Raw genomic sequence first — 22255 nt, forward strand, 5'->3', positions numbered from 1 at the left:
AAGAAGGAGTTGGGGAGCTCCTTCTTTTTTGTGCTTTTCCGGGAAATAACGTCGAACTCATGACAAATCCTGGTTTTTGGGCATATCCTAGTTGTTAGGTTGTCTTCGGCAAAAGGAATTATACATACAAAATCACGAAATAAGAAAGGGGACAAAGCACATGGTGGACTTCGGTGTACAAGCACTAATCAGCATTATTTCCCACCTGCTCTTTATCAGCATCACCTGGTGGGCCCTGCAAGGGATCAACTACGAAAAATGGATGAAACCAAACAAAGTCACCCAAATACGACTCCTGCTCATCCTCGTCACCATCGCCATCGGATCAGCAGTAAGCAACTTCTTTTTGGACTATTTATTCCTATCCCAGCGCTTGCCGATGTTGTGGTGATTGGGTTGGGGTTGGAAGTGTGATGTGGTAAGGTGGAACGTTGTTTAAGAATCAGTTCCAATCAAGTTCAAGATGAGGTTTATATTTCTATATTCAAGCTGGGCCAAGGCAAATATGTCTTGGTCTTTATTTATGGAAAAATGCGGGTAGCCTGGGCGCGTGTCACCTTCGACAAAAAGCGAAAAACTCCTGCCGGGGTCTGGCCCCAAAAATAAAAAAATGTGCGACCAATTATTCCCCAAAAATAAAAAAGTGAGATATAGGAAAGCGCTTTTTTGAGGGAGAAATTTGACGATTATTTCCACGTATGTGAAGCGTGAGGCTGGTTAGAATGGTTAGTAAGGAGAATTGAAGGAAAGGGACGTGGGGGATTTGTTGTACGGGATAAAAGTAAGTGGCGAGGGGAAGAAAAAGTACATCCATTGGGGACTTTATGGATTTTTTATCTTATTAATATGTTTTACAGGGCTTATTCTTGGGAATGAAAGAAGCAGAGCTCAAATAAATGATATCAGTACTGAGATACAAGCAATTGCCGAGGTATTCCACGAGAAAAATATAAATATTAATGAGTGGAAACTTTATGCAAGAAATAACGTCTATGAAATTAGGGATTTAGTCACTTTTCAAAAAGAGGTAAATGAGTTAAAACAGAATATGGGCCATTTAAAATGGAGCGTGGAAGTGGAAGAGGATCAGTGGAGAGCAGTTGGCACTTATTATAATGATCAATACAAACACGAAGAAACTCTTCAGCTCATCACCACCCACATAAATTCAAACCCAACATCGTATTTATTATATGAAGTCACTGGATATGGTTGGGAAAAAACCTCAGCAGAAAAAATCATTAACCTTTTCCATTCTAATATTTCCATTATTTCACTTGAAAAATTAGAAATATTTAGTTGTATGACTGGTGAAGTCAGTGCTAAAATTGAAGATGGTTTGCAAAATACGACAAATATTTTGCTGGACGCATTTTCAGCACGAGTAATCGAAGAGTTGCATGAAGATAACTTTGTTTCCATTTCAGCATATACTGAATTGTGGAATAATGTTCTTCCAACACACCAAGGAATGATGAACTTACAAATTGGATTACGAAAACAAGGATTAGGCGAAAAGACTACCGTAATTGTAGGCACGCCAATTATTACTGTTGAATATTAATATATAGAACATATGACGCGGAGGGGAAAAATTTTGGAAAAAATTATCGTCCGCGGCGGACAAAGGTTAAAAGGTACTGTAAGAGTAGAGGGAGCCAAAAACTCAGTACTACCTGTTATCGCCGCAACACTATTAGCTAGCAAAGGCAAATGCGAAATCTTAAATGTACCAGTGCTCTCCGACGTTTATACGATTAACGAGGTTTTGCGTTATTTGAATGCCGATGTTGATTTTGAAAATAATCGTATAACTGTCGACGCAACAAGAGAGCTAAGCACAGAAGCACCATTCGAATATGTCAGAAAAATGCGTGCATCTGTACTTGTTATGGGCTCCTTACTTGCACGTAACGGAAAAGCGCAAATTGCTTTACCTGGAGGATGTGCGATCGGCTCAAGACCGATTGATCAGCATTTAAAAGGATTTGAAGCAATGGGTGCAAAAGTAAAAGTAGGAAATGGATATATCGATGCCGAAGTAGACGGAAGATTAAAAGGCGCGAAAGTATATTTAGACTTCCCAAGTGTTGGTGCTACGGAGAATATTATGATGGCAGCATCATTAGCGGAAGGTACGACAATTTTAGAGAACGTTGCAAAAGAGCCGGAAATCGTCGACTTGGCGAACTTCTTGAACTCCATGGGTGCTAAGGTTCGTGGAGCAGGAACTGGAACGATTAGAATTGAAGGAGTAGAGGAACTGCACGGAACAACACATGACATTATTCCGGACCGTATTGAAGCAGGTACTTTCATGGTAGCAGCGGCAATCACTGGCGGAGATGTTATTGTAGAAGGTGCCGTACCAGAGCACTCCAGCTCACTTATTGCTAAGATGGAAGAAATGGGCGTAAAATTCGAAGAGGTGGAAAACGGGCTACGTGTTATTGGACCAGAAAAGCTGAAGTCCATTGACATCAAAACCATGCCACACCCAGGATTCCCAACAGATATGCAATCCCAAATGATGAGCTTACTTTTAGCAGCGGAAGGCACGAGCATGATTACCGAAACAGTATTCGAAAATCGCTTTATGCATGTCGAAGAATTCCGTCGCATGAATGGAGACATCAAGATTGAAGGCCGATCCGTTGTGATCAATGGACCATCAAGCCTACAAGGTGCAGAAGTAGCCGCGACAGATTTACGTGCAGCAGCAGCATTAACCTTGGCGGGATTAATTGCAGATGGATATACACGCGTGACAGAACTTAAACACTTAGATCGCGGCTATGTGAACTTCCACAACAAGCTTGCAGCCCTAGGTGCAGACATCGAGCGAGTAACCTCGGTCGAAACAGAAAACCCAGTTGCCCTAGAAAAAATCAAAGAAGCCTGAACTTTCTAATTATTATATATTCGATACTGAGGGTCAAACTCCTGCCGGGGTCTGGCCCTCTTTTTATTTTTTTTTTGATTTACATATAAATATAATTTTTACTTGGCTTGTTGCTTGCTAATTTTTGTCGTTTTTTCACCTCTCTTATTATGTTGTGTTAGTTTATTTTTATTCCTGTTTTTTTAAATTAATGCTAATTTTGTTTAATGTAATATTTTCCAAACATGAGTAATAGAACGGTAACATTCATTGTCCAGTTTTTCTTTTCTCTCTCTAAGAAACCACCTCAAAACTTGCCCATCTTTTTGTCATAAATGCTTGTCCTCTCCCATAAGAATGAAGAGTAAAGGTGCTAACAGCTAATCTATTTTTGTTCATATGGAGGGTCGACGCTATGAGAAACGTAAAACCAATCATCGTACTTACATCTATTCTATTTGTCATGGTAATCATGGTACCAGCATTGTTAGTTATTCCATTCACCGATAAGGGGAGTGGTCAACTAGCGGAAGAACTCCAAAACAAACCCGAGGTACAACCGACAGTAGCGGAATCACCGGTTGATGTGGCGGTATATCGGGCGCACAAAGAAGTAATCGAGAATATTCCATTAGAAGAATATGTGGTGGGAGTGGTAGCGTCAGAAATGCCTGCCGAGTTTGAGGAAGAGGCATTGATGGCCCAGGCACTGGCTGCGCGCACTTTTGTTCTAAAACATCTAATGTTAGAGGAGCCGATAGGAGTTCCAGAAGGTGCAGTTGTGTCGGATACGGTTAACCATCAGGTCTATAAAGGTCCGGAAGAGTTGAAAGCCCAATGGAATGAGCCAGGGGAATATGAGGCGAAGTTAGCAAAAATTACGGCAGCTGTGAGAGCAACAGCCGGAAAGATATTAACGTATAATAACGAACCGATTACAGCGAGCTTTTTTTCCACAAGCAATGGCCAAACAGAAAACTCTGAGGAATATTGGCAAAATGAAATTCCTTATTTAAGAAGTGTAGCAAGCCCTTGGGATATTAATACACCAAAATACTTGGATCAGGTGAGCCTGACTGTCGCAGACTTTCAAAACCGACTAGGCGTTAGTCTGGGAGCGGGCACAGAAGTAGGGAAAATCATTTCACGCACAACAGGCAACCGCGTTAGTAAAGTTGAAATAAACGGCAAGCAGCTTACAGGAAGAGAAGTAAGAGAAATGTTGAAGCTACAATCCAGTGACTTCACATGGGAACGCAAAGGCGACAACATTGTGATTACCACAAAAGGCTATGGTCACGGTGTCGGAATGAGCCAATACGGGGCCAACGGAATGGCGCTCCAAGGCAAAAAACATCCCGATATCATTGCCCATTATTATAAAGATGTTCAAATCGGCAACGCAGAACAATACCTGACTAAATTGACAGCAAAGCCGTAGTACAAAAGCCGATGCGAAATTTGCTAAAACAAAAGAAAGCCGATAAATAAAAGGTACCAAACAAAAACCCCTCGACCCGCTGCCTCCTAGGCTGTGGATTGAGGGGTTTCGACGTCGAAGGAGAAATTCCTGCCGGGGTCTGGCCCCAAAAGTAAATTTTTCCAAGTTCCTTTTAGGCTTTGGCGCCATCAAGGAATTTCTTTTCCATGCGTCGGAGCATGTCACCGATTTTTTGGAATCGGTTCTTCCCGAAATAGGCTTGGTGGATGATATAGTAGGCGACGAGCACGCCAATGGTGTTTTTGACAAAATCGATGACGGTAGCAGAACGCTCTGGAACGAACGATTGGTGGATTTCATCTACAAGTCCATAGGATATAGCCAGGACCGCACATAATATATTCATTTTCATCGTTAATTTCCCATCAACTAAGAAAAACAGAACAAACAGGACGTACAGAATACCGAACGCGATCAAGTGTAACGACTCTTTAAAGGCGCCATCCCAAGAAAATCCTGTGTCAATAACTGCATCTGCCGGATTACTCGACAAAAACCAGATCAACGCCATATAAAAAAACGGCGCAATTTTAAAACGACCCCTCATAACTTTCAAAACCATCTTTATAATCTCCTTTAATCATGACTAATAGATCTATTTATACTATGTAGCCTCTATCATACCAAAACTATTAAGTATTCGACACCCAGACCCCGGCTCCTGCCGGGGTCTGGCCCCGAATTTAAATTATTTAATTTTTTAGATTATAACCCAAAAATCCAACCTCGAAATTTATTTTCCCGTCTCATGCATAATATCGGGATCTTTGAAGAAAAATAACGTTTTAAAAATTTTTTTCATTGTGTGTATATTATTCTCGCTTTCTGTTCAGAATGATTGTTGAGGTGATGATACAATGAGAGAGGAAGAAAAGAAACGGACTTCTCAAAATTCAAATTGGCAGCGTTTAATGAAAAAGCGTTGGGTATTCCCAGCAATCTACCTAGCGAGCGCAGCACTTATTTTGACAGCGGTTTTAATGTTCCAAGCAGGTAATCAAGAAGCAGACCCAGTGGATGAAAACGAAGGGCAAGGACCAACTACTTCTTACAATGATAATGGAGAAGCAGTAGAGGTTAACCGTCCGGTAGAAAACTTTGTAATGCCGGTAACGGATGCGAACTCCGTCGTAATCGAAAAGCAGTTCTGGGATGCGGATGCATCGCAAGAAGAGCAAGAGGCATCATTCGTCTACTATAATGGAATGTACCATCCTAATACAGGGATCGACATTACTATGAAGAACGGCGAAACATTTGATGTTGTAGCCTCCTTAAGTGGAACAGTAACGCGTGTCGAAGAAGACAGACTCCTTGGACATGTTGTAGAAATCGAACATGTAAATGGTGTGAAAACTTACTACCAAGCACTGTCTGATGTAACGGTGAAACCTAGTGATTTCGTTGAACAAGGCCAAAAGATCGCTAAAGCTGGTACAAGCTTAATGAACAAAGATTCTGTACATGTTCATTTTGAAATCCGCAAAGATTCTGTAGCAGTCAATCCAACTGAATTCTTCAATAAACCGGTAACAGCTCTTTTAGAAGAAGAAGGACAAGCTTCTGAAGAAAGCAGCGAACCAGCTGGTGAACAAGAAGAAAATCCAGCTCCAGCAGAAGGCGAAGAAGAGCCTGAAGATGGAGAGGACGAAGATGGCGACGAAGGTTCCGAAGAAGAAGAAAACGTTAGCTATCTCACTTAATAGCAACGCTAGTCAAAAACAAAGTGTGAAGAATGCAGAGCGATAAGCTCTCATAAAGAAAAGAGCAACCTTTGAGGGAAAAATACATCCCTTGAGCGGTTGCTCTTTTTCCATTTACTTTCACCTTTTTTATATAGGCAAAAAAGACACACAAAAAATCATCTAGACCATGCATAAATAACTACCCACCTGGGTATACTATTACTACCGATACAGTGCATCACAACAGCGCAACAAATAGGTGAATGTCAAGGCCGCAGGACGAGGTACCGTCCAGCGGTTTTTCTTATGCCCTTATCATGGGGGGAGGACGGGAAGTGCGAAAAATAAATTTGGGGCCAGACCCCAGCAGGAACTTCCTCACCAACGTAGAATCTAATAATGTTGCAATGGATTTCCATCTCCCACCGCCACCGTTCAGCGGTTTTTTTTGTGCCCGTTTCATGGGGGGAGGACGGAAAGTATGAAAAAAAACAAAAATCGGGGCCAGACCCCAGCAGGAACTTCTCCACCTACGTCGAATCTAATAATGTTGCAATCTATTCCCGCCGTCCCATCGCCGTCCCACCTTCGCTCGCCGCACAGCAACCACCCAAACCTACCAAAGAAAGGGGCAATCCACCCATGCCGAGAAAGCAACGCATCTGGTTTCCTGGCGCGAAGTACCATGTCACGACAAGGGGAGTCCGCCAGTCAAATATTTTTCACGATTCTGAGGACTACAAGATGTACCTCTACACCCTCCTCGAGGCCAAAAAGAAATATCCGTTCCATCTACATGCATACTGCCTCATGTCCAACCACACGCACCTCCAGATCGAAACCACCCAAACAAACATCAGCCGTATCATGCACCATATCAATACCGTTTACGCCATTTACATGAACCGAAAATACAACTATACTGGCCACCTTTTCCAAGGGCGGTATGGCGAGAAGCCAATCAAAGACCCAATCTACGAGATCGAAGTCAGCAAATACATCCATCTTAACCCTGTCGCCGCCAACCTCGTCACCAAGCCCGAAGACTATCCCTGGAGCAGCTACCAGAGCTACCTTTACAATAGAAAAAATGATCCGCTCGTTACCACAAGTCACATCCTGCAATACTTTACAAAGCCCTCATCAGGCTCGTACGCCCACTACATTCAAACCCCCAACACGAGAATTTATTTTTCCCCTGAAAGAAAAGTTAAATTTCTTATTTTGAAAAAATAGTGAAAATTGAGTATAATAGTGAATAATTCGAAATACGAAATATAATAGGGGGATATAACATAATGAGAAACACTGATCACTTGAACAATCCATACCCATCCAACCGAAACACTGTATTTGCGAAAAATGGGATGGTGGCAACTTCTCAGCCACTTGCTGCCCAGGCTGGATTAGATATTCTGAAAAAAGGCGGAAATGCAATCGATGCAGCAATCGCCACAGCTGCTTGTCTGACAGTTGTTGAACCAACGTCCAATGGGATTGGCGGGGACGCGTTCGCACTTGTATGGACCAAGGGAGAGCTTCACGGGCTAAACGCCAGCGGACCTGCTCCACAATCGATCTCAATTGACGCTGTAAAGGCCCGTGGACACGAAACGATGCCGAAAATGGGACTAATTCCTGTAACCGTACCTGGCGCACCATCAGCATGGGCAGAGCTTTCCAAGCGATTTGGTAGACTGCCATTATCTGAGGTTCTTCAGCCTGCCATCGACTACGCGGAAAATGGCTATCCAGTCTCGCCAACACTCGGGAAGTACTGGAAGGGCGCATACAATGCCTACAAAAAATTCTGCACAACCGAAGAATTTACTCATTGGTTTGAAACTTTCGCACCAGAAGGACGCGCTCCTGAAATCGGGGAAATCTGGTCATCCAAAGGTCACGCGGAGACACTGAGAGATATCGCGGAAACAAACGGAGAGTCCTTTTACAGAGGCGCTCTAGCAAAAAAAATCGCCGAGTTCTCCAAGCAGCACAACGGTTTCCTGACAGGGGAGGACCTTGCAGCCTACAAACCAGAATGGGTTGACCCGATTAAAGTCAACTACCGTGGCTATGATGTGTGGGAAATTCCGCCAAACGGTCAAGGAATCGTGGCACTTATGGCATTGAATATGCTAAAAGAAGACACATTCACGGAAAGAGACTCACTCGACACCTACCATAAACAAATCGAAGCAATGAAACTAGCATTCGCCGATGCGAAAAAATATGTTTCCGATCCACAAACAATGACTCGTACGTCTGAAAACTTACTTTCCGATACTTTTGCAAAAGAAAGAAGAGAACTCATCGGCGAAACAGCCCTTACACCAGAACCAGGAACGCCTCCAAAGGGTGGAACGGTTTATCTTGCAACGGCGGACGGAGAAGGCAATATGGTAAGCTTTATCCAAAGTAACTACATGGGCTTTGGCTCCGGTGTGGTTGTACCTGGAACAGGAATCGGCCTGCAAAACCGGGGGCATGACTTCTCGCTTGATCCTGAACATGAAAATGCACTGGCACCAGGGAAGAAAACGTACCACACCATCATCCCGGGCTTTTTGACAAAAGACAATGAAGCAGTCGGACCGTTCGGCGTAATGGGCGGCTACATGCAGCCTCAAGGACATATGCAGGTTGTCATGAACACAGTCGACTTCCACCTGAACCCACAAGCGGCACTTGATGCCCCAAGGTGGCAATGGATGGAGGATAAGAAAGTCGAAGTTGAGCACCACTTCCCACTTCACCTTGCGCAAGCTTTATCCCGAAAAGGGCACCAGATTCAAGTTACGCTTGATGGCGGAAGTTTCGGCCGCGGACAAATCATCTGGCGCGACCCGAAAACCGGTGTACTAAGAGGTGGAACCGAATCAAGAACAGACGGAAGCATCGCAGCTTACTAAAAGCATAACGGTAACGTGGCCTGTCCTACCATATGGGGGGCAGGCTTTAAAAAGGAGGCAACACCATGAAGCAATATCACCTATTCATCGCATTCTTCCGAGTAGGAATGCTTGGCTATGGCGGGGGACCTGCGAGCATTCCGCTTGTACATAAAGAGGTTGTGGAAAAATACAAGTGGCTATCAGATGACGATTTTTCGGACATTCTTGCGCTAGCAAACACCCTGCCGGGACCGATTGCCACTAAAATGGCAGGCTATATCGGTTACCGGGTATCCGGGTACACGGGAATGCTCAATGCAATCGTGGCATCCATTGTTCCAACCATCGTCCTTATGATTATCCTACTTACAACCTTGGCGAGCTTTAAAGACCAGCCGTGGGTTCAGGGAATGACAAAAGCAGTAGTGCCGGTGGTCGGGGTGATGCTCGCCGTTCTTACGATGGATTTTGTCTCTAAGTCTAAAAAGGGCTTAGGTTGGACAGCGGCCATTATCTTAATTGTCGTCAGTTTTCTTGCCATTGAAATACTTGGAATCCATCCGGGAATCGTCATTGCCATCCTCCTGGCAGCAGCCTTATTAAAAAAAGATAAACCGAAAGAACAGCAGGGAGGGGAGCAAGCATGATCTACTGGGAAATTTTCCTTGCCTTTTTCCTGCCTGGCATCCTCGGGTACGGGGGCGGCCCGGCTTCTATTCCACTTGTGGAGAATGAAGTGGTACACCGCTACGACTGGATGACCATCAGTGAATTTAGTGAAGTACTTGCGCTAGCTAATGCCTTGCCGGGCCCGATTGCCACAAAAATGGCAGGCTATATCGGCTACGAACAAGCGGGCATCCTTGGGGCCGCGGTGGGGGTCTTCGCCACCGTCGCACCATCCCTGATTCTCATGATCGGACTTATGAGCATCCTGTACAAATTCCGGGACTCACCTAAAGTAAAAAGAATGTCCAACTATGTACGCCCAACCATTGCCTTACTACTAGGCGTCATGGCATACCGGTTCTTCGCAGAATCCTACGAAGGCTCCGGCGCCATCCAAACCATCCTGATCATCATCGTCAGCTACCTACTACTAGAACGTTGGAAAGTCCACCCAGCCTACGTAATAGTCGCAGCGCTGGTGTATGGGGCGACGGTACTGAGCTGAATATAAAGAGCGTCAATAAAGGGGCCAGACCCCAAAAGGAACAATCTGTAAAAAGGGGCCAGACCCCAAATGGGAGAATCCACCAAAAAGGGCCAGGCCCCACCAACACAACAAGGGAGGCACCACCAATGAAGAAGTTATTACTAACAGGGTTTGTCCCGTTTCTTGATTTTCCTGTGAATCCGACGGAGGAGATTGTGAAGTCGCTTGATGGGGAGACGATAGGAGAGTACGAGATTATTAGTAAGGTGCTGCCGGTCGATTTCACCGAGTCTGAGCGCCAAATCCTTGAGTATTACACCGAGATCCAACCGGATGCTGTTATCTCACTCGGACTTTCCGCCGGACGCACCCACATCACGCCGGAGCGCATCGCCATCAACTGCAAGGACGGCGCGCCAGACAACAATGGCATCAAATGTGAAGACGAGCCCATCGACAAGGAAGGTCCTGACGGCTACTTCTCAACCTTGCCGATCCGCTCCATGGTGAACCACCTGAACGAGAACGGCTTTCCTGCCAAGATCTCCAACACAGCGGGCACCTACCTTTGCAACAATGTCATGTACGCCATCCTGAACAAAAACAACAAGCAAAACGCGAAAACTCCAATACAAGCCGGCTTCATCCACATCCCAGCCTCCCATGACCTGGCCATCCAGCTGAAAAACAGCCCAAGCTGGTCACAAAAGGACCTGACCGAAGCCATTCGCCTCACCATCCAGGCACTGTAAGACGCTTAATCATTTTCACCATCAGGTCGATATAAAGGATAGAAGGACTATTTTCACAAAGAATGTTGCTGTACGGGTCATAACTCCTCCCCCAAAGCAACAACCGAACTGAAAACAGCCTAAATAAAGACGACCTGAATACGGTGGGAATAAACAAACCCACACGAGCAACAGTCATCTTAGGAGGTAGATGGGTTTGTTAAAGATAGAAGAAAGAAATAAATTGATGTTAAAGGTATTTATAATTAGTGCAGTAATTGGGCTCGCTGCGTCATACGATACCCCTGCGACCATTATCAATCTGGTTGCATCCACCTTGCCTGTCGCACTATTAGTTGCCTACCTTAATTGGAAGAAGCTTTTTCAGGATTATGTAAAATATATCGTCGCACTAGGTGTGAACATCGTCGGGATCGTCCTGATGTTAAATTCGCAGGCCCTAACCGGTGTCCTTATCATTTTCGCGTCGCTAATCATGCTTTCGATCTACCAGGACTACAAACCTGTGGTACTTAACGGAGCGGTTTCTATCCTTGTTTTAACCTACCTGGTGCTAACAAATCACACGGTTATCCAAGGGGCCGACTTAACGGTTCTCTATGCATACGTCATTGTCAGTCTCGTCGCAGCCATTTTTCAAACAAAACTTGGAGCAAGCATCACTAAGGAAGCAATTGATGAATCAGAGAGAGTTAAAGAAGAGAAGCAAAAGTCCGATGAAATGGTAGCACAAATCACAAAGACGATCGAGGTTCTGAGCAAATCCGGAACAAACCTTTCTGACAATGCCGCAACCACAGGTAATATTTCAAAAGAGCTTGTGATTGCGTTCCAAGAAATTTCATCTGGCGCAGAAAGCACTGCCGACAGCCTATCAGATATCACCGTTGTCATGCAGGATGTAACCAAATCAGCTTATGAGGGAATGGAAGAAACGGGTGAAATGGTAGCAGCATCCAACCAAACAAGTGAGGTTGTTAAAAAAGGTAGAATACTATCGGGAAATCTAGTAACAGCCATCACGAATATCGACAGGTCGGTGAACGAAACTGTAACCACCCTTGACACAGTTGAACATGAAGGAAATGAAATTAATAAAATTTTGGCAACCATTGTTGGCATTGCAAAACAGACTAATCTATTATCCTTGAATGCTTCCATAGAAGCGGCAAGAGCAGGGGAGCATGGCAGAGGTTTTGCCATCGTAGCACAGGAAATTAGAGAATTAGCCCAAAATTCCCATGCCGCATCAGCCGAAATCGAAGGCATCGTCAACCGCATCCAATCTAGCATTCACGAATCAACGAAAACGGTCACTCAGGTACTTGAAGACGTGACAACTGGGAAAAAAGCAGCAAACGAAGTAGATGAAGCTTTTTATGCTATCAATTCCAACACCGTCTCTGTTATTGAAAAAGCAGATAAATTACGAGTCTTTAACGACGGATTAAAAGATGCAACCGAAAAAATTCTCAACGAACTAACAACCGTTGCCGCAACAACAGAAGAAACCTCGGCCGCAGCAGAGGAAGTATTCGCAAGCGTTGAAGTCCAAAACGAACACCTAACCGAAATCGTCACAAACATCAACAACCTAAATGAACTGACTGCCAACTTAGAGAAGTTAATAACAAAATAGCATTCTAGCAAACCGTTATTAAATTTTAAAAGGAGGAATTCTATCATGACTTATTCCATTATCGGATTTGATCCAAAAGAAAAAGAGTGGGGAATCGCCGTTCAATCCAAGTTTCTCGGGGTAGGTTCCGTTGTTCCGTGGGCAAAGGCTAATGTCGGGGCCATCGCGACCCAGTCCTACGCCAACACTGCCTACGGACCAAAAGGCCTTGACCTTCTGGAGCAAGGAAAAACCGCCCAGGAAGTGGTTGACCTTTTAACACAAGAAGACGAGGACCGTGCCTACCGCCAGCTCGGTGTCATCGATGCAAACGGAAACGCCGCCACCTTCACAGGAGAAAAATGCTACAACTGGGCCGGCGGGCAAACAGGCTCCTTCTACGCAGCGCAAGGGAACATCCTTGTAAGTGAAGCAACCGTTCAGGCCATGGGGGAAACCTTTGAATCAGCGGAAGGGACCCTAGCCGAGCGTCTATTAAAAGCGCTCGCGGCTGGACAAGAGGCAGGAGGGGACAGCAGAGGGCAGCAATCAGCGGCTCTTTATGTGGTAAAAGAAAAAGGGGGCTACGCAGGCTTCAACGACCGCTACATCGACCTGCGTGTGGACGAACACCCAGAGCCAATCGAAGAGCTCATCCGAATCTATCACTTGCAGCAGCTCTACTTTGCACCAACCAAACCGGAAAACATCGTCAAAATCGAAGGCGACATCGAACAGGTCCTAACCGAACAGCTCACAAAACTCGGTTACATGACTGGCGACCTGCAGGAAGCCCTCACAACCTACATTCACACCGAAAATTTCGAAGGTCGTGAACAGAAAGAAGGCTATATTGACCAAGAAGTCTTCGCATACATGGTTCGGCAAAAATAGAGTAGAACGGAGAAAGCGCCCTGGGTATTGGGGCGCTTTTTTCACTTCACTTCAATCAATCAAAAACACCCCTCACTTTTTTACCCAAAGAAATCCTGGCAAACCTGCACCAGTGCAAAAAGCTAAAGTGTACTAACACAGACTCAAGTCCCACTGCATGGCGGGATTTTTAGAACTTTATAGGAAAAAAGAGAGTTGACTTGTCCTTTTACATATCTCATAATACAAATATTAGAATAATCTAACAATTCTGTAATAACACAGATACAGAAGAAAAGGGGGATCAGCCAAATAAATTAAAGCGCTTACAATAAAATTCGAGGTGAAAGCAATCATGTTCTTCTACGTATTCCTAATTATTGTGGGTCTATGCATCTTCTTTGCCATCAAAAAACAAAAACCGATCCTGCTATCCGTGCCCGTATTCGCCCTGGCTGCCTACCTTCTCCTAGAAATCGCCCTAGTGCCAGCGCCATTCATCGACACAATCAAATTCATCTTCACCCTGCAATAATGTCATTTGCAATAACTATTCACATTAATTATTTTATAAATTATTTAATATTTACTTTAGGGGCCAGACCCCGACAGGAATTTCGTCACAAACGTCGAAACCCGAGTTCGATTGGATTATATAGGGAGGTTATCATTTGAAGAAAATTGATAAGTCTGTAGCTGATGCATATTTCCGTGAGAAGACGAAGTATATTTTTATTTATCTTGCGATTTGGCTTGTGGTTTCTTTTGGAGTAGTCCTTTTTGCAGAGTCCTTGCAGTTTACAATCTTTGGCGGATTTCCTTTTCATTATTATATGGGCGCCCAAGGCTCGATTATTGTCTTTATCATTTTACTATTTGTGAACGCCAAGGTTAGCGACAAGATTGACCAGAAATACGGCATCGACGAAAAAGCAAACGAGCAGCTCAGCGCAGGTAGAACCCTAGATCACTAGACCTTCTCAACATTGTAAAACACAACCACACCACAGACTCATCCTATGAAAATACAAACAGGGTATAACGTTTCTACCTTGTAACCTCACAACCGAGAATCTCAACTTCAAAAAATCTAAAAGCCGAAATGTTTTTTAACAAAATAATACGCATGACAAAGGTATCACCACACAAAGGGGGATGTACAGTTGGATACACAGTTTATTGTATCGCTTTCATTAATTTTAGTAACCTTTGCGATTTATATCGGAATTGCCATCTTCAACAAAGCCCGTCAAACCTCTGACTTCTACGTAGCTGGCAGGGGAGTGCCGCCGGTCTTTAATGGAATGGCCATCGGTGCCGACTGGATGAGTGCTGCTTCCTTTATCGGGATGGCCGGTACTATCATGCTTCTTGGTTATGATGGACTAGCTTACATAATGGGATGGACCGGAGGCTACCTGCTTTTGACCTTCCTTTTGGCACCACAGCTTCGAAAATATGGACGCTATACGGTACCGGAGTTTATCGGGGACCGTTTTGATTCCCATACAGCCCGCGTCATCGCTGCGATATGTACCATCATCATCAGTTTCACCTACTCCATTGGCCAGCTTTCCGGATCTGGAGTAGTAATCGGTCGCCTCCTGGAAGTGGATGCTCGAGTGGGAACCATGATCGGTGTGGTCCTTATTGCATTTTACGCTGCATTCGGGGGAATGAAAGGAATCACCTGGACACAGGTAGCGCAGTACATTATCCTCATCATTGCCTACCTGATTCCGGTAATCTTCATGTCCCTGCAAATAACGAGCAATCCATTACCTTGGCTATCCTATGGAAACATCATTTCCGAACTTGGAGAGCTCGACAGGCAGCTCGGCGTTTCCGAGTACTTTGCGCCATTTACCAACGGAACCAAGTGGCAGTTCCTTGCCCTTATGTTCACCCTGATGGCCGGAACAGCAGGTCTTCCGCACGTTATCGTCCGCTTCTACACCGTTTCTACTATGAAAGCAGCACGTTGGTCCGGAGCATGGGCCTTACTTTTTATCGGTCTTTTATATCTATCAGCACCAGCATACGCAGCATTCTCTCGCTTCATCTTAATGAAAAATGTAGCAGGCCAGCCTATTGACCAGCTGCCAGCTTGGACAGAATCCTGGGTTAATACAGGAAAACTTCAGGTAGCAGACACGAACGGCGACGGAATCCTCCAGTGGAGCGAGCTAATGATCGCCAATGATATCGTCGTAATGGCAACACCAGAAATCGCCAACCTTGGTGTATTTATCATCGGACTGGTCGCTGCAGGTGCGATGGCAGCAGCACTTTCAACAGCAGGTGGACTAATGATAGCAATCTCGTCCTCCTTTGCCCATGACATCTATTACCGCGTCATGCGGCCAAATGCCACGGAAAGCAACCGTCTCTTGGTAGGTAGGATAACCATCGTCACGGCAACCATACTCGCGGGACTTGTGGCACTCAACCCGCCAGGAGCCATCACACAAATCGTTGCCTGGGCCTTTGCACTTGCGTCCGGAACCTTCTTCCCGTCCCTGCTTCTTGGAGTATGGTGGAAGCGGGCGAACGCACCAGGGGTGATTGCAGGAATGCTCGTAGGTCTTACCGTCACGCTTTCCTATATTTTCGCAGCAAAATACGGCGGCTTCACCGTTCTAGGAATCATCGACACTGGGGCAGGGGTTTTCGGCGCAGTAGCCGCAATGCTGACCATCATCATCGTGTCATTGAGAACAAAAGCACCATCACAAAAAATTCAGGAGGAAGTCGTCGATCTGCGCTACCCAGAGCAGATGTCCTACAAGGACGGCGACGTTTGGCTGGATAAATAAAATCATTTTGGGAAATGGGCTGTCTGCCTGTTTCCCTATTTTTTTGTCGTGGCTGCCAAAATACTATAAAGGGGGGAGGATGCGACTCTGGAGTGTGATTTTTAGGGGCGATGGTCTCAATGTGTGGAATGAGACCCTGGAAGCTATGAATTTTGATGAGCGATGGTCTCAAGGAATGAGACCAAGGGAGGCGTGAAATAAGCGGGGCGATGGTCTCAATGCGAGTGAATGAGACCAAGGGAGACGTGAAATATGGGGGGCGATGGTCTCAATGCGAGCGAATGAGACCAAGGGAGGCGTGAAATATGCGGAGCGATGGTCTCAATATGAGAAATGAGCCCATGGAAGCCGTATAATTGAGTAAGCCGTGGTCTTAATAAAGCAAATGAGACCGCGCCCCCGGGAATTCCCGAAAGCAAAGGTCTCAACAACAAGAACGGGCGCACAAAGCTTGGCGAAGGAGCTAGCGCAACTCCCTACATCGCCTCATCCAACGCCTCCCCAACCTTCATACGCATCTCATCATACAGCTCATTTGCGACAAGCTCCTCATTTTCCAAAAAATAAACCATCTCCGCTAATTCCGGTTTTGATAAAAACCCGACGTCCAACACGGTATCTTCTTCATAAAAGAACCTAAGAAGGTCGTGAATCCGGGACGCATGAAGGATAGTAAAAGTAACTTTCCACTCCTTTAATGTGTCACTGTGATCAAATACATTTACCTTTTCTGCAACAGGAGCTACCACTATCACTGGTTCCACGATTTCTTCTACCGTAACTCGTTCCGGTTCTACAGGTGCGGGTGCAGGTCTTGCAGGTGGAGCAGGTTCCTCTACCGGCGGCTCAGGTCTAGGCTCCGGCTCCGGTTTTGGATCAGGCTTCGGCTCTGGCACAGGGTCCGGCACCGGCACCGGATCCGGCTCTGGCTCTGGTTCCGGCACTGGGTCAGGCTTTGGTTCCGGCTCCGGCTCAGCTGGTGGTGCTTCAGGCGGCTCTGGCTTTGGTTCCTTTGGAGGCTTCGGATCCTCTTGATTAATAGGGGGAGTGGTAACATTCGCATAGGTAAGATAAGGAGATGCGCATACAAACACTCCTGCAAGAACAATCAATAGGGCTTTCTTCATCATAAACCTCCCGTAACCTTTGGTATGTAGAATTATATCCTTCATTATAGCGGATAAGCTTCCCATATTTGCAGATTATTTCAAAAAAACTCCCAATTTTATCAATCCAGAAAATTTACTCGTGAAAAACTTGTAGAAATTACAAAGAAAATGAAAGTTGACTTGAGCCAGTCTATGTCTCATAATTTAACTATTAGAATAATTTGCACAATAATGGTTACCATACGTGGGACCTCAACATGCTTTTTTACTCCGTAATCCTGGCCATCACCCTGACCGTCATCACCCTACCCCTAATAGAAAAATATCCGCATAGTTTATAAATCGAACAGCATGTAGAAAAGGCCAAAATAGATCCAGACCGTTCCTTAAAATAAACCAACACATCTATAAAAAAAGGGAACAGAACCATGCTCTGTTCCCTCTTGCATTTAATACAATATCAAAGAAAAGAGAGGAGAAGATCACATGGGAGTAATCGCAAAAACCAACAATGGCTTTCAGCTGCTGGCCATCAAAAAAATACAAGAAACAGAACTTGCCACCATTCATTCCATTAGAAGAACCAATATTATCGTAAAGGTCCAAAACAATGTGCTGCTTCACTACAACGAGCAGCAACAACATTGGGAACTACCTCATGGAAAACGAAAAAAAGTGGAAACATCATTTGAAGCAATCAAAAGGGGCTGGACGAAGCTTACCAACAGCTCAATCGACAACGAACCTCTAAAATTAAAATACCTGTTGATGATCAAAAACCCAGATGGAGAAATCCGCTATAACCCAATTTTCTACCTAGAAAAAGAAATTCTTTTACTCGAGGAAACACCTAACCTCCGTCTCTGGGACACGCAAGAAGACATCGGACCAATCGACCCTATCCACCTTAAAATTATACAAAACCTCCCATGGACAACCACCAAAACCCAACAACCGGAGGTAAATGAAGCACTTTAATCCTGTATAAATATGTATAAATATCCAAAAAATGAATAAAAGGGGCCAGACCCCCGATGCCAAAAGCAGCCTTCAAGCCGATGCGCTGCTTTTTATCTTTACGATAATCCATCTTACAGTAAGGCCTATTCCAATGTAATAGAGAAAAGAGTAAACGTAGTTCCATTTATGGTACTGAACTAGCTCGAGCCAGACAGAGAAGGGTTCGCCCACAAATGCGAATAAAGTGCTCATAACAAGTAGCGCCATACTGAATGTTTTCCAGGTGGAAAAATACTGGTGGATCAACATAAAAGCTACAGGAACCATCGACATATCAAAAGGAATCGCTCTAGGTGCCAGCGGGAGAAATTGAATCGGATAGATCCAAAACTCTAGCTCTAAACCAAAAGCGTCCAAATAGGTAGTAGGGATGATAATTAGTGCCCCAAAAAGAAGACTCTCCATCAGCATGCTACTTTTAGCAAGCGCAAACCATAAAAGCCAAGGACAGATAAAAAAAGCTAAAAGAATCCACCATGGAAAAGTAAAAAGTTCATATTGTAACCAACCTTCTACATCTAGACGATACGATTCTTGCTTAAGCATATGAACTTTTTCTATGTATTCCCACCGTGTCAACTGAAAAACCTGCCTTTTGTAGACCTTTAAGCTAGTATTTCAACGAACCTACAAAAGTATTTATGAAAATAACAGAAGTTGATGAAGGAGTGCTTCTTTCCAGCACAACAAAAAAACCTCCCCATCCAGGAAGGCCCTTTCTCATTCTATCTCAAACCGTATCGTCGCCTGTGCCCCAGGCCATGCGCTGTCCTGCAACCATACCGTTACCTTATAGGACCCAGGACTTAACTCTTTCAACGGAATATCAAAGCTGAGCTCATCCCCTGCAGCTACCATGATTTCCTCATAGATCATAATGAACATCTTGCCTTCAGAGAATTGCTCCACCAGCTCGCCGTCCCGGTACAACACATAGTCATATCGCTGCCCGCTACGGAACGTTACCTTCTCCGCAGAATTGCCCGTATTCTCTACAATAAAATGCAGCATCACCGAATCGGGTCCTGTTTCGGAATACGTAAGAGTTGCTTCTAAACTCATTAATCATCGCTCCTTTCCTATACTCCATTTTATATATATTCTCCATTCCCCCTCCTATACCTTGAGTAAAATGGCACAAAGAATGAAAGTTTTGCGTAAATATTCAAATAAATCGCACAAAACCCTTGTCCCACTTGACATTTGTAGCATAAACCCCCGTGTAAGCTAATACACTGATACAAACCAAACATACAAAGAGAGTGTTTGAGGTGAGGGATCGTAGATTGTCTCGAAGCATTAACACCAACCATCCTATTTGAATTTAAACTAAAACCATTATAAACACTAGGCACTTCGTTACATCGGTACAAACGGGTCTCATTTCACACTTCTCAACATCCATAATTTAGGGAGGGCGAGTGGTGTGCACGATTACATCAAAGAGAGAACGATCAAGATTGGAAAGTATATCGTGGAGACGAAGAAAACAGTTCGCGTGATAGCGAAGGAATTTGGAGTTTCCAAAAGTACTGTCCATAAAGACCTGACAGAAAGACTGCCTGAAATCAATCCAGACTTAGCAAATGAAGTGAAAATAATCCTAGATTATCATAAATCCATTAGACATTTACGGGGCGGAGAAGCTACGAAAATGAAGTATAAAAAAGAAGAAGAGCCCGTAAAATAAATCATTGCCAACACACTCCTTACCTTCCTTTGTGACACTTCAAAACCTTCGACAAAAAAATAGGAATTTTGACATGGAATTTATGTTAATTTCACCCTAAATTTTTCAAGTTGTGATAGAATTAACAATTAGGACTATAAGTTGTCGGACTACAGTCGCAAAGCATGATTGCAGGGAGGAAAAAGTAAGATGTTTGCTAGGGATATAGGCATTGATTTAGGTACGGCAAACGTACTGATCCATGTAAAAGGTAAAGGGATCGTTTTAAACGAACCATCAGTAGTAGCACTTGATACAAACACAGGCAAAGTTTTAGCGGTAGGAGAAGAAGCTCGCCGCATGGTTGGGCGTACACCCGGCAATATCGTGGCAATGCGCCCGCTGAAAGATGGAGTTATCGCAGATTTCGAAGTCACAGAAGCAATGCTTAAGCATTTTATAAAAAAACTCAACGTCAAAGGCTTTCTTTCTAAGCCAAGAATTCTGATCTGCTGCCCAACCAACATCACATCCGTTGAGCAAAAAGCAATCAGAGAAGCAGCCGAAAAAAGCGGCGGCAAAAAAGTATACCTTGAAGAAGAACCAAAAGTGGCTGCCATCGGTGCAGGAATGGACATCTTCCAACCGAGCGGAAACATGGTAGTGGATATTGGCGGTGGAACAACCGATGTAGCAGTACTCTCCATGGGAGACATCGTCACCGCCAGCTCCATTAAAATGGCCGGCGACAAATTCGACGCCGAAATTCTTCAATACATCAAAAAGCGGTACAAGCTACTAATCGGTGAGCGCACAGCGGAGAACATCAAAATGTCCATCGCAACCGTCTTCCCGGGCTCCCGTAACGAAAGCATCGCCATCCGTGGCCGTGACATGGTAAGTGGCCTTCCACAAACCATCACCGTCCACTCAGAAGAAATCGAACTAGCACTACGCGAATCTGTACAAGTTATCGTACAAGCCGCAAAAAGTGTCCTAGAACGCACACCACCAGAACTATCAGCAGACATCATCGACCGAGGTGTCATCCTAACAGGCGGAGGCGCACTCCTCCACGGAATCGACCAACTACTAGCCGAAGAACTCAAAGTCCCCGTCCTAGTAGCCGAAAACCCAATGGACTGCGTAGCAATAGGCACCGGCATCATGCTCGACCACATGGACCGCCTACCAAGAAAAAGCTTCGCCTAACCAAATATATCAACAAGCCACACCATACAAAGAGCAACTCCCCAAAAAAGAGTTGCTCTTTAAATTTTTATACCAAAACCCAAAATCTTAAAACCTAATTACCTAAACCCTTTCAATAAAAACCTACCCAAAATCCAAAGCCTCCAAAAACCAACCCCAAAAAAGAAAAATGCGCCCCCAGCGCATTAACCAAACCACCCAAATTCAAAGCACTCCTCCCCAAAAAAACTAAGTACCAAAACCCTAATTACCCAACCCCTTTCAACTAAAAACCCCACCAAAACTCAGGGGTCTGACCCTCACACCCGCCTCCCACTAAACACCACTCGCCACTCCCTCCCAACCCAACCTAAATACCACCAACCCCGCGAGGGTCAGACCCCGGTCTTAAGCGCTCCCACCCCCAACCAAAATTCAAAGAATCAAAAACCCACCCATTCCTCAAAATTCACCATATCCCACCAAAATCCCCCAAACAAAAAAGGATTTCCCCCCAACCACAACGAATACCTAAACAAACAACCAACCGAGAGGAGCAACACAAACATGCTAACAATCCAAACCTACCTACAAGACATCCAACAACAACTAACCAAACACGAAGAATTCCTAAAAGCTACCCTAGAAACCAAGCTCAACACCCAATACCCGCCACAAGTAGACCAACTGGAATTCACATTCTCAGCCGACCCAACAACCCAAGAGCTAACCATCATGCTCTTCCAATACAACAACAACGCAAACGAAATATTTGAAAACCTAAACGGCGACATCCAGGGAGCCCAAGAAATCCTAGAAGACGTCACCTACTACCCAACACCACAAGACGAAGATGCATTCCAACAATTCTATGAAGAAAACGACTACGAACTAGAACAAAAAGAACAACAAACCATCATCAACTGGTTCGCAAAAATATACAACCAAACCCAGACAACCCAACCTAACCTACCAGCCTATGCAACATTCCAAGACGCCCAAGAATCCTACGACCTAACAAACAAGAAATGGATCGAAACCGATAACCGCTGGCAATACTAAACGAGCCGGTTGTAGAGGGAAAAACAAA

The 22255-nt window shown here is 44.7% G+C and carries 22 protein-coding genes; 18 read left to right on the top strand and 4 right to left on the bottom strand.

Annotated features, from left to right (window positions below):
* Positions 1-160 precede the first annotated feature (160 nt).
* The 4 genes from K9B36_RS05765 (at position 161) to spoIID (ending at position 4322) form a co-directional block, all read left to right on the top strand.
* Entirely contained in the window at positions 161-391 is a 231-nt protein-coding gene (locus K9B36_RS05765; protein WP_223701074.1) for a DUF1146 family protein, read from the top strand.
* 375 nt (positions 392-766) lie between these two features.
* Positions 767-1564, top strand: coding sequence for a YwmB family TATA-box binding protein (locus K9B36_RS05770; protein ID WP_223701075.1), 798 nt, complete (start codon positions 767-769; stop codon positions 1562-1564).
* 33 nt (positions 1565-1597) lie between these two features.
* The gene (gene murA / locus K9B36_RS05775) at positions 1598-2902 is read left to right on the top strand and encodes a UDP-N-acetylglucosamine 1-carboxyvinyltransferase (RefSeq protein WP_223701076.1); all 1305 of its coding nucleotides are present in this window, start codon (positions 1598-1600) and stop codon (positions 2900-2902) included.
* A gap of 394 nt (positions 2903-3296) precedes the next feature.
* Complete coding sequence (gene spoIID, locus K9B36_RS05780; protein WP_223701077.1) at positions 3297-4322, top strand: stage II sporulation protein D; 1026 nt, start codon at positions 3297-3299, stop codon at positions 4320-4322.
* Between the two features lie 172 nt (positions 4323-4494).
* Here the strand turns inward: spoIID and K9B36_RS05785 are convergent, their stop codons facing one another.
* Positions 4495-4929 (bottom strand): VanZ family protein, encoded by a 435-nt coding sequence (locus K9B36_RS05785; RefSeq protein WP_223701078.1) that lies wholly within the window; start codon positions 4927-4929, stop codon positions 4495-4497.
* A gap of 310 nt (positions 4930-5239) precedes the next feature.
* Here K9B36_RS05785 and K9B36_RS05790 point away from each other — a divergent pair, with 310 nt between their 5' ends.
* The 10 genes from K9B36_RS05790 to K9B36_RS05835 all read left to right on the top strand — a co-directional run bounded on the left by K9B36_RS05790 (position 5240) and on the right by K9B36_RS05835 (position 16176).
* Positions 5240-6085: a M23 family metallopeptidase gene (locus K9B36_RS05790; RefSeq protein WP_223701079.1), complete on the top strand. Its 846-nt coding sequence runs from the start codon at positions 5240-5242 to the stop codon at positions 6083-6085.
* A 381-nt stretch (positions 6086-6466) separates the two neighbouring features.
* Positions 6467-7303 carry a transposase gene (locus tag K9B36_RS05795; protein WP_223701080.1) on the top strand — a complete coding sequence of 279 codons (837 nt, stop codon included), beginning with the start codon at positions 6467-6469 and terminating at the stop codon, positions 7301-7303.
* A gap of 62 nt (positions 7304-7365) precedes the next feature.
* A complete protein-coding gene (locus K9B36_RS05800; RefSeq protein ID WP_223701081.1) occupies positions 7366-8979 on the top strand; it encodes a gamma-glutamyltransferase family protein in 1614 nt (537 codons plus the stop codon).
* Between the two features lie 65 nt (positions 8980-9044).
* Positions 9045-9608, top strand: a complete 564-nt coding sequence (locus tag K9B36_RS05805; RefSeq protein WP_223701082.1) for a chromate transporter — start codon at positions 9045-9047, stop codon at positions 9606-9608.
* Positions 9605-10135: a chromate transporter gene (locus tag K9B36_RS05810; RefSeq protein ID WP_223701083.1), complete on the top strand. Its 531-nt coding sequence runs from the start codon at positions 9605-9607 to the stop codon at positions 10133-10135. The genes K9B36_RS05805 and K9B36_RS05810 overlap by 4 nt, the downstream gene beginning before the upstream one ends.
* 128 nt (positions 10136-10263) lie before the next feature.
* Positions 10264-10869 (top strand): pyroglutamyl-peptidase I, encoded by a 606-nt coding sequence (pcp, locus tag K9B36_RS05815; protein WP_223701084.1) that lies wholly within the window; start codon positions 10264-10266, stop codon positions 10867-10869.
* Positions 10870-11065: 196 nt separating this feature from the next.
* On the top strand, positions 11066-12508 hold the full coding sequence (locus tag K9B36_RS05820; RefSeq protein ID WP_223701085.1) for a methyl-accepting chemotaxis protein: 1443 nt from the start codon (positions 11066-11068) through the stop codon (positions 12506-12508).
* A gap of 45 nt (positions 12509-12553) precedes the next feature.
* A complete protein-coding gene (locus K9B36_RS05825) occupies positions 12554-13381 on the top strand; it encodes a DUF1028 domain-containing protein (protein WP_223701086.1) in 828 nt (275 codons plus the stop codon).
* 650 nt (positions 13382-14031) lie between these two features.
* The gene (locus K9B36_RS05830; protein WP_223701087.1) at positions 14032-14334 is read left to right on the top strand and encodes a DUF4212 domain-containing protein; all 303 of its coding nucleotides are present in this window, start codon (positions 14032-14034) and stop codon (positions 14332-14334) included.
* A gap of 189 nt (positions 14335-14523) precedes the next feature.
* Positions 14524-16176 carry a sodium:solute symporter family protein gene (locus K9B36_RS05835; protein ID WP_223701088.1) on the top strand — a complete coding sequence of 551 codons (1653 nt, stop codon included), beginning with the start codon at positions 14524-14526 and terminating at the stop codon, positions 16174-16176.
* 476 nt (positions 16177-16652) lie between these two features.
* On the opposite strand, the gene K9B36_RS05840 is transcribed toward K9B36_RS05835, so the two are convergent.
* Positions 16653-17303, bottom strand: coding sequence for a hypothetical protein (locus tag K9B36_RS05840; RefSeq protein ID WP_223701089.1), 651 nt, complete (start codon positions 17301-17303; stop codon positions 16653-16655).
* Positions 17304-17771: 468 nt separating this feature from the next.
* Here K9B36_RS05840 and K9B36_RS05845 point away from each other — a divergent pair, with 468 nt between their 5' ends.
* Positions 17772-18263, top strand: coding sequence for an NUDIX hydrolase (locus K9B36_RS05845; RefSeq protein WP_223701090.1), 492 nt, complete (start codon positions 17772-17774; stop codon positions 18261-18263).
* A gap of 72 nt (positions 18264-18335) precedes the next feature.
* On the opposite strand, the gene K9B36_RS05850 is transcribed toward K9B36_RS05845, so the two are convergent.
* On the bottom strand, positions 18336-18884 hold the full coding sequence (locus tag K9B36_RS05850; protein ID WP_223701091.1) for a CBO0543 family protein: 549 nt from the start codon (positions 18882-18884) through the stop codon (positions 18336-18338).
* A gap of 141 nt (positions 18885-19025) precedes the next feature.
* Positions 19026-19367: a BsuPI-related putative proteinase inhibitor gene (locus K9B36_RS05855; RefSeq protein ID WP_223701092.1), complete on the bottom strand. Its 342-nt coding sequence runs from the start codon at positions 19365-19367 to the stop codon at positions 19026-19028.
* Between the two features lie 364 nt (positions 19368-19731).
* Between K9B36_RS05855 and spoIIID the strand changes: the two genes are divergently transcribed.
* The 3 genes from spoIIID to K9B36_RS05870 all read left to right on the top strand — a co-directional run bounded on the left by spoIIID (position 19732) and on the right by K9B36_RS05870 (position 22227).
* Entirely contained in the window at positions 19732-19995 is a 264-nt protein-coding gene (spoIIID, locus tag K9B36_RS05860; RefSeq protein ID WP_223701093.1) for a sporulation transcriptional regulator SpoIIID, read from the top strand.
* 189 nt (positions 19996-20184) lie between these two features.
* The gene (gene mreB, locus K9B36_RS05865) at positions 20185-21186 is read left to right on the top strand and encodes a rod shape-determining protein (RefSeq protein ID WP_223701094.1); all 1002 of its coding nucleotides are present in this window, start codon (positions 20185-20187) and stop codon (positions 21184-21186) included.
* 546 nt (positions 21187-21732) lie between these two features.
* Positions 21733-22227 (top strand): hypothetical protein, encoded by a 495-nt coding sequence (locus K9B36_RS05870; protein ID WP_223701095.1) that lies wholly within the window; start codon positions 21733-21735, stop codon positions 22225-22227.
* The last annotated feature ends 28 nt before the right edge of the window (positions 22228-22255 follow it).

The organism is Sutcliffiella deserti (genome assembly GCF_020037475.1).
Taxonomy (GTDB): Bacteria; Bacillota; Bacilli; order Bacillales; family Bacillaceae_I; genus Sutcliffiella_A; species Sutcliffiella_A deserti.

What these genes read in the sequence shown, in the direction of transcription:
- K9B36_RS05795 (WP_223701080.1), top strand. Translation starts at nt 6,467, where the DNA reads ATGTTGCAATGGATTTCCATCTCCCACCGCCACCGTTCAGCGGTTTTT.
- K9B36_RS05810 (WP_223701083.1), top strand. Translation starts at nt 9,605, where the DNA reads ATGATCTACTGGGAAATTTTCCTTGCCTTTTTCCTGCCTGGCATCCTC.
- spoIID (WP_223701077.1), top strand. Translation starts at nt 3,297, where the DNA reads ATGAGAAACGTAAAACCAATCATCGTACTTACATCTATTCTATTTGTC.
- mreB (WP_223701094.1), top strand. Translation starts at nt 20,185, where the DNA reads ATGTTTGCTAGGGATATAGGCATTGATTTAGGTACGGCAAACGTACTG.
- K9B36_RS05840 (WP_223701089.1), bottom strand. Translation starts at nt 17,303, where the DNA reads ATGAAGAAAGCCCTATTGATTGTTCTTGCAGGAGTGTTTGTATGCGCA.
- pcp (WP_223701084.1), top strand. Translation starts at nt 10,264, where the DNA reads ATGAAGAAGTTATTACTAACAGGGTTTGTCCCGTTTCTTGATTTTCCT.
- K9B36_RS05805 (WP_223701082.1), top strand. Translation starts at nt 9,045, where the DNA reads ATGAAGCAATATCACCTATTCATCGCATTCTTCCGAGTAGGAATGCTT.
- K9B36_RS05855 (WP_223701092.1), bottom strand. Translation starts at nt 19,367, where the DNA reads ATGAGTTTAGAAGCAACTCTTACGTATTCCGAAACAGGACCCGATTCG.
- K9B36_RS05870 (WP_223701095.1), top strand. Translation starts at nt 21,733, where the DNA reads ATGCTAACAATCCAAACCTACCTACAAGACATCCAACAACAACTAACC.
- K9B36_RS05765 (WP_223701074.1), top strand. Translation starts at nt 161, where the DNA reads ATGGTGGACTTCGGTGTACAAGCACTAATCAGCATTATTTCCCACCTG.
- K9B36_RS05800 (WP_223701081.1), top strand. Translation starts at nt 7,366, where the DNA reads ATGAGAAACACTGATCACTTGAACAATCCATACCCATCCAACCGAAAC.
- K9B36_RS05790 (WP_223701079.1), top strand. Translation starts at nt 5,240, where the DNA reads ATGAGAGAGGAAGAAAAGAAACGGACTTCTCAAAATTCAAATTGGCAG.
- K9B36_RS05845 (WP_223701090.1), top strand. Translation starts at nt 17,772, where the DNA reads ATGGGAGTAATCGCAAAAACCAACAATGGCTTTCAGCTGCTGGCCATC.
- K9B36_RS05825 (WP_223701086.1), top strand. Translation starts at nt 12,554, where the DNA reads ATGACTTATTCCATTATCGGATTTGATCCAAAAGAAAAAGAGTGGGGA.
- K9B36_RS05785 (WP_223701078.1), bottom strand. Translation starts at nt 4,929, where the DNA reads ATGAGGGGTCGTTTTAAAATTGCGCCGTTTTTTTATATGGCGTTGATC.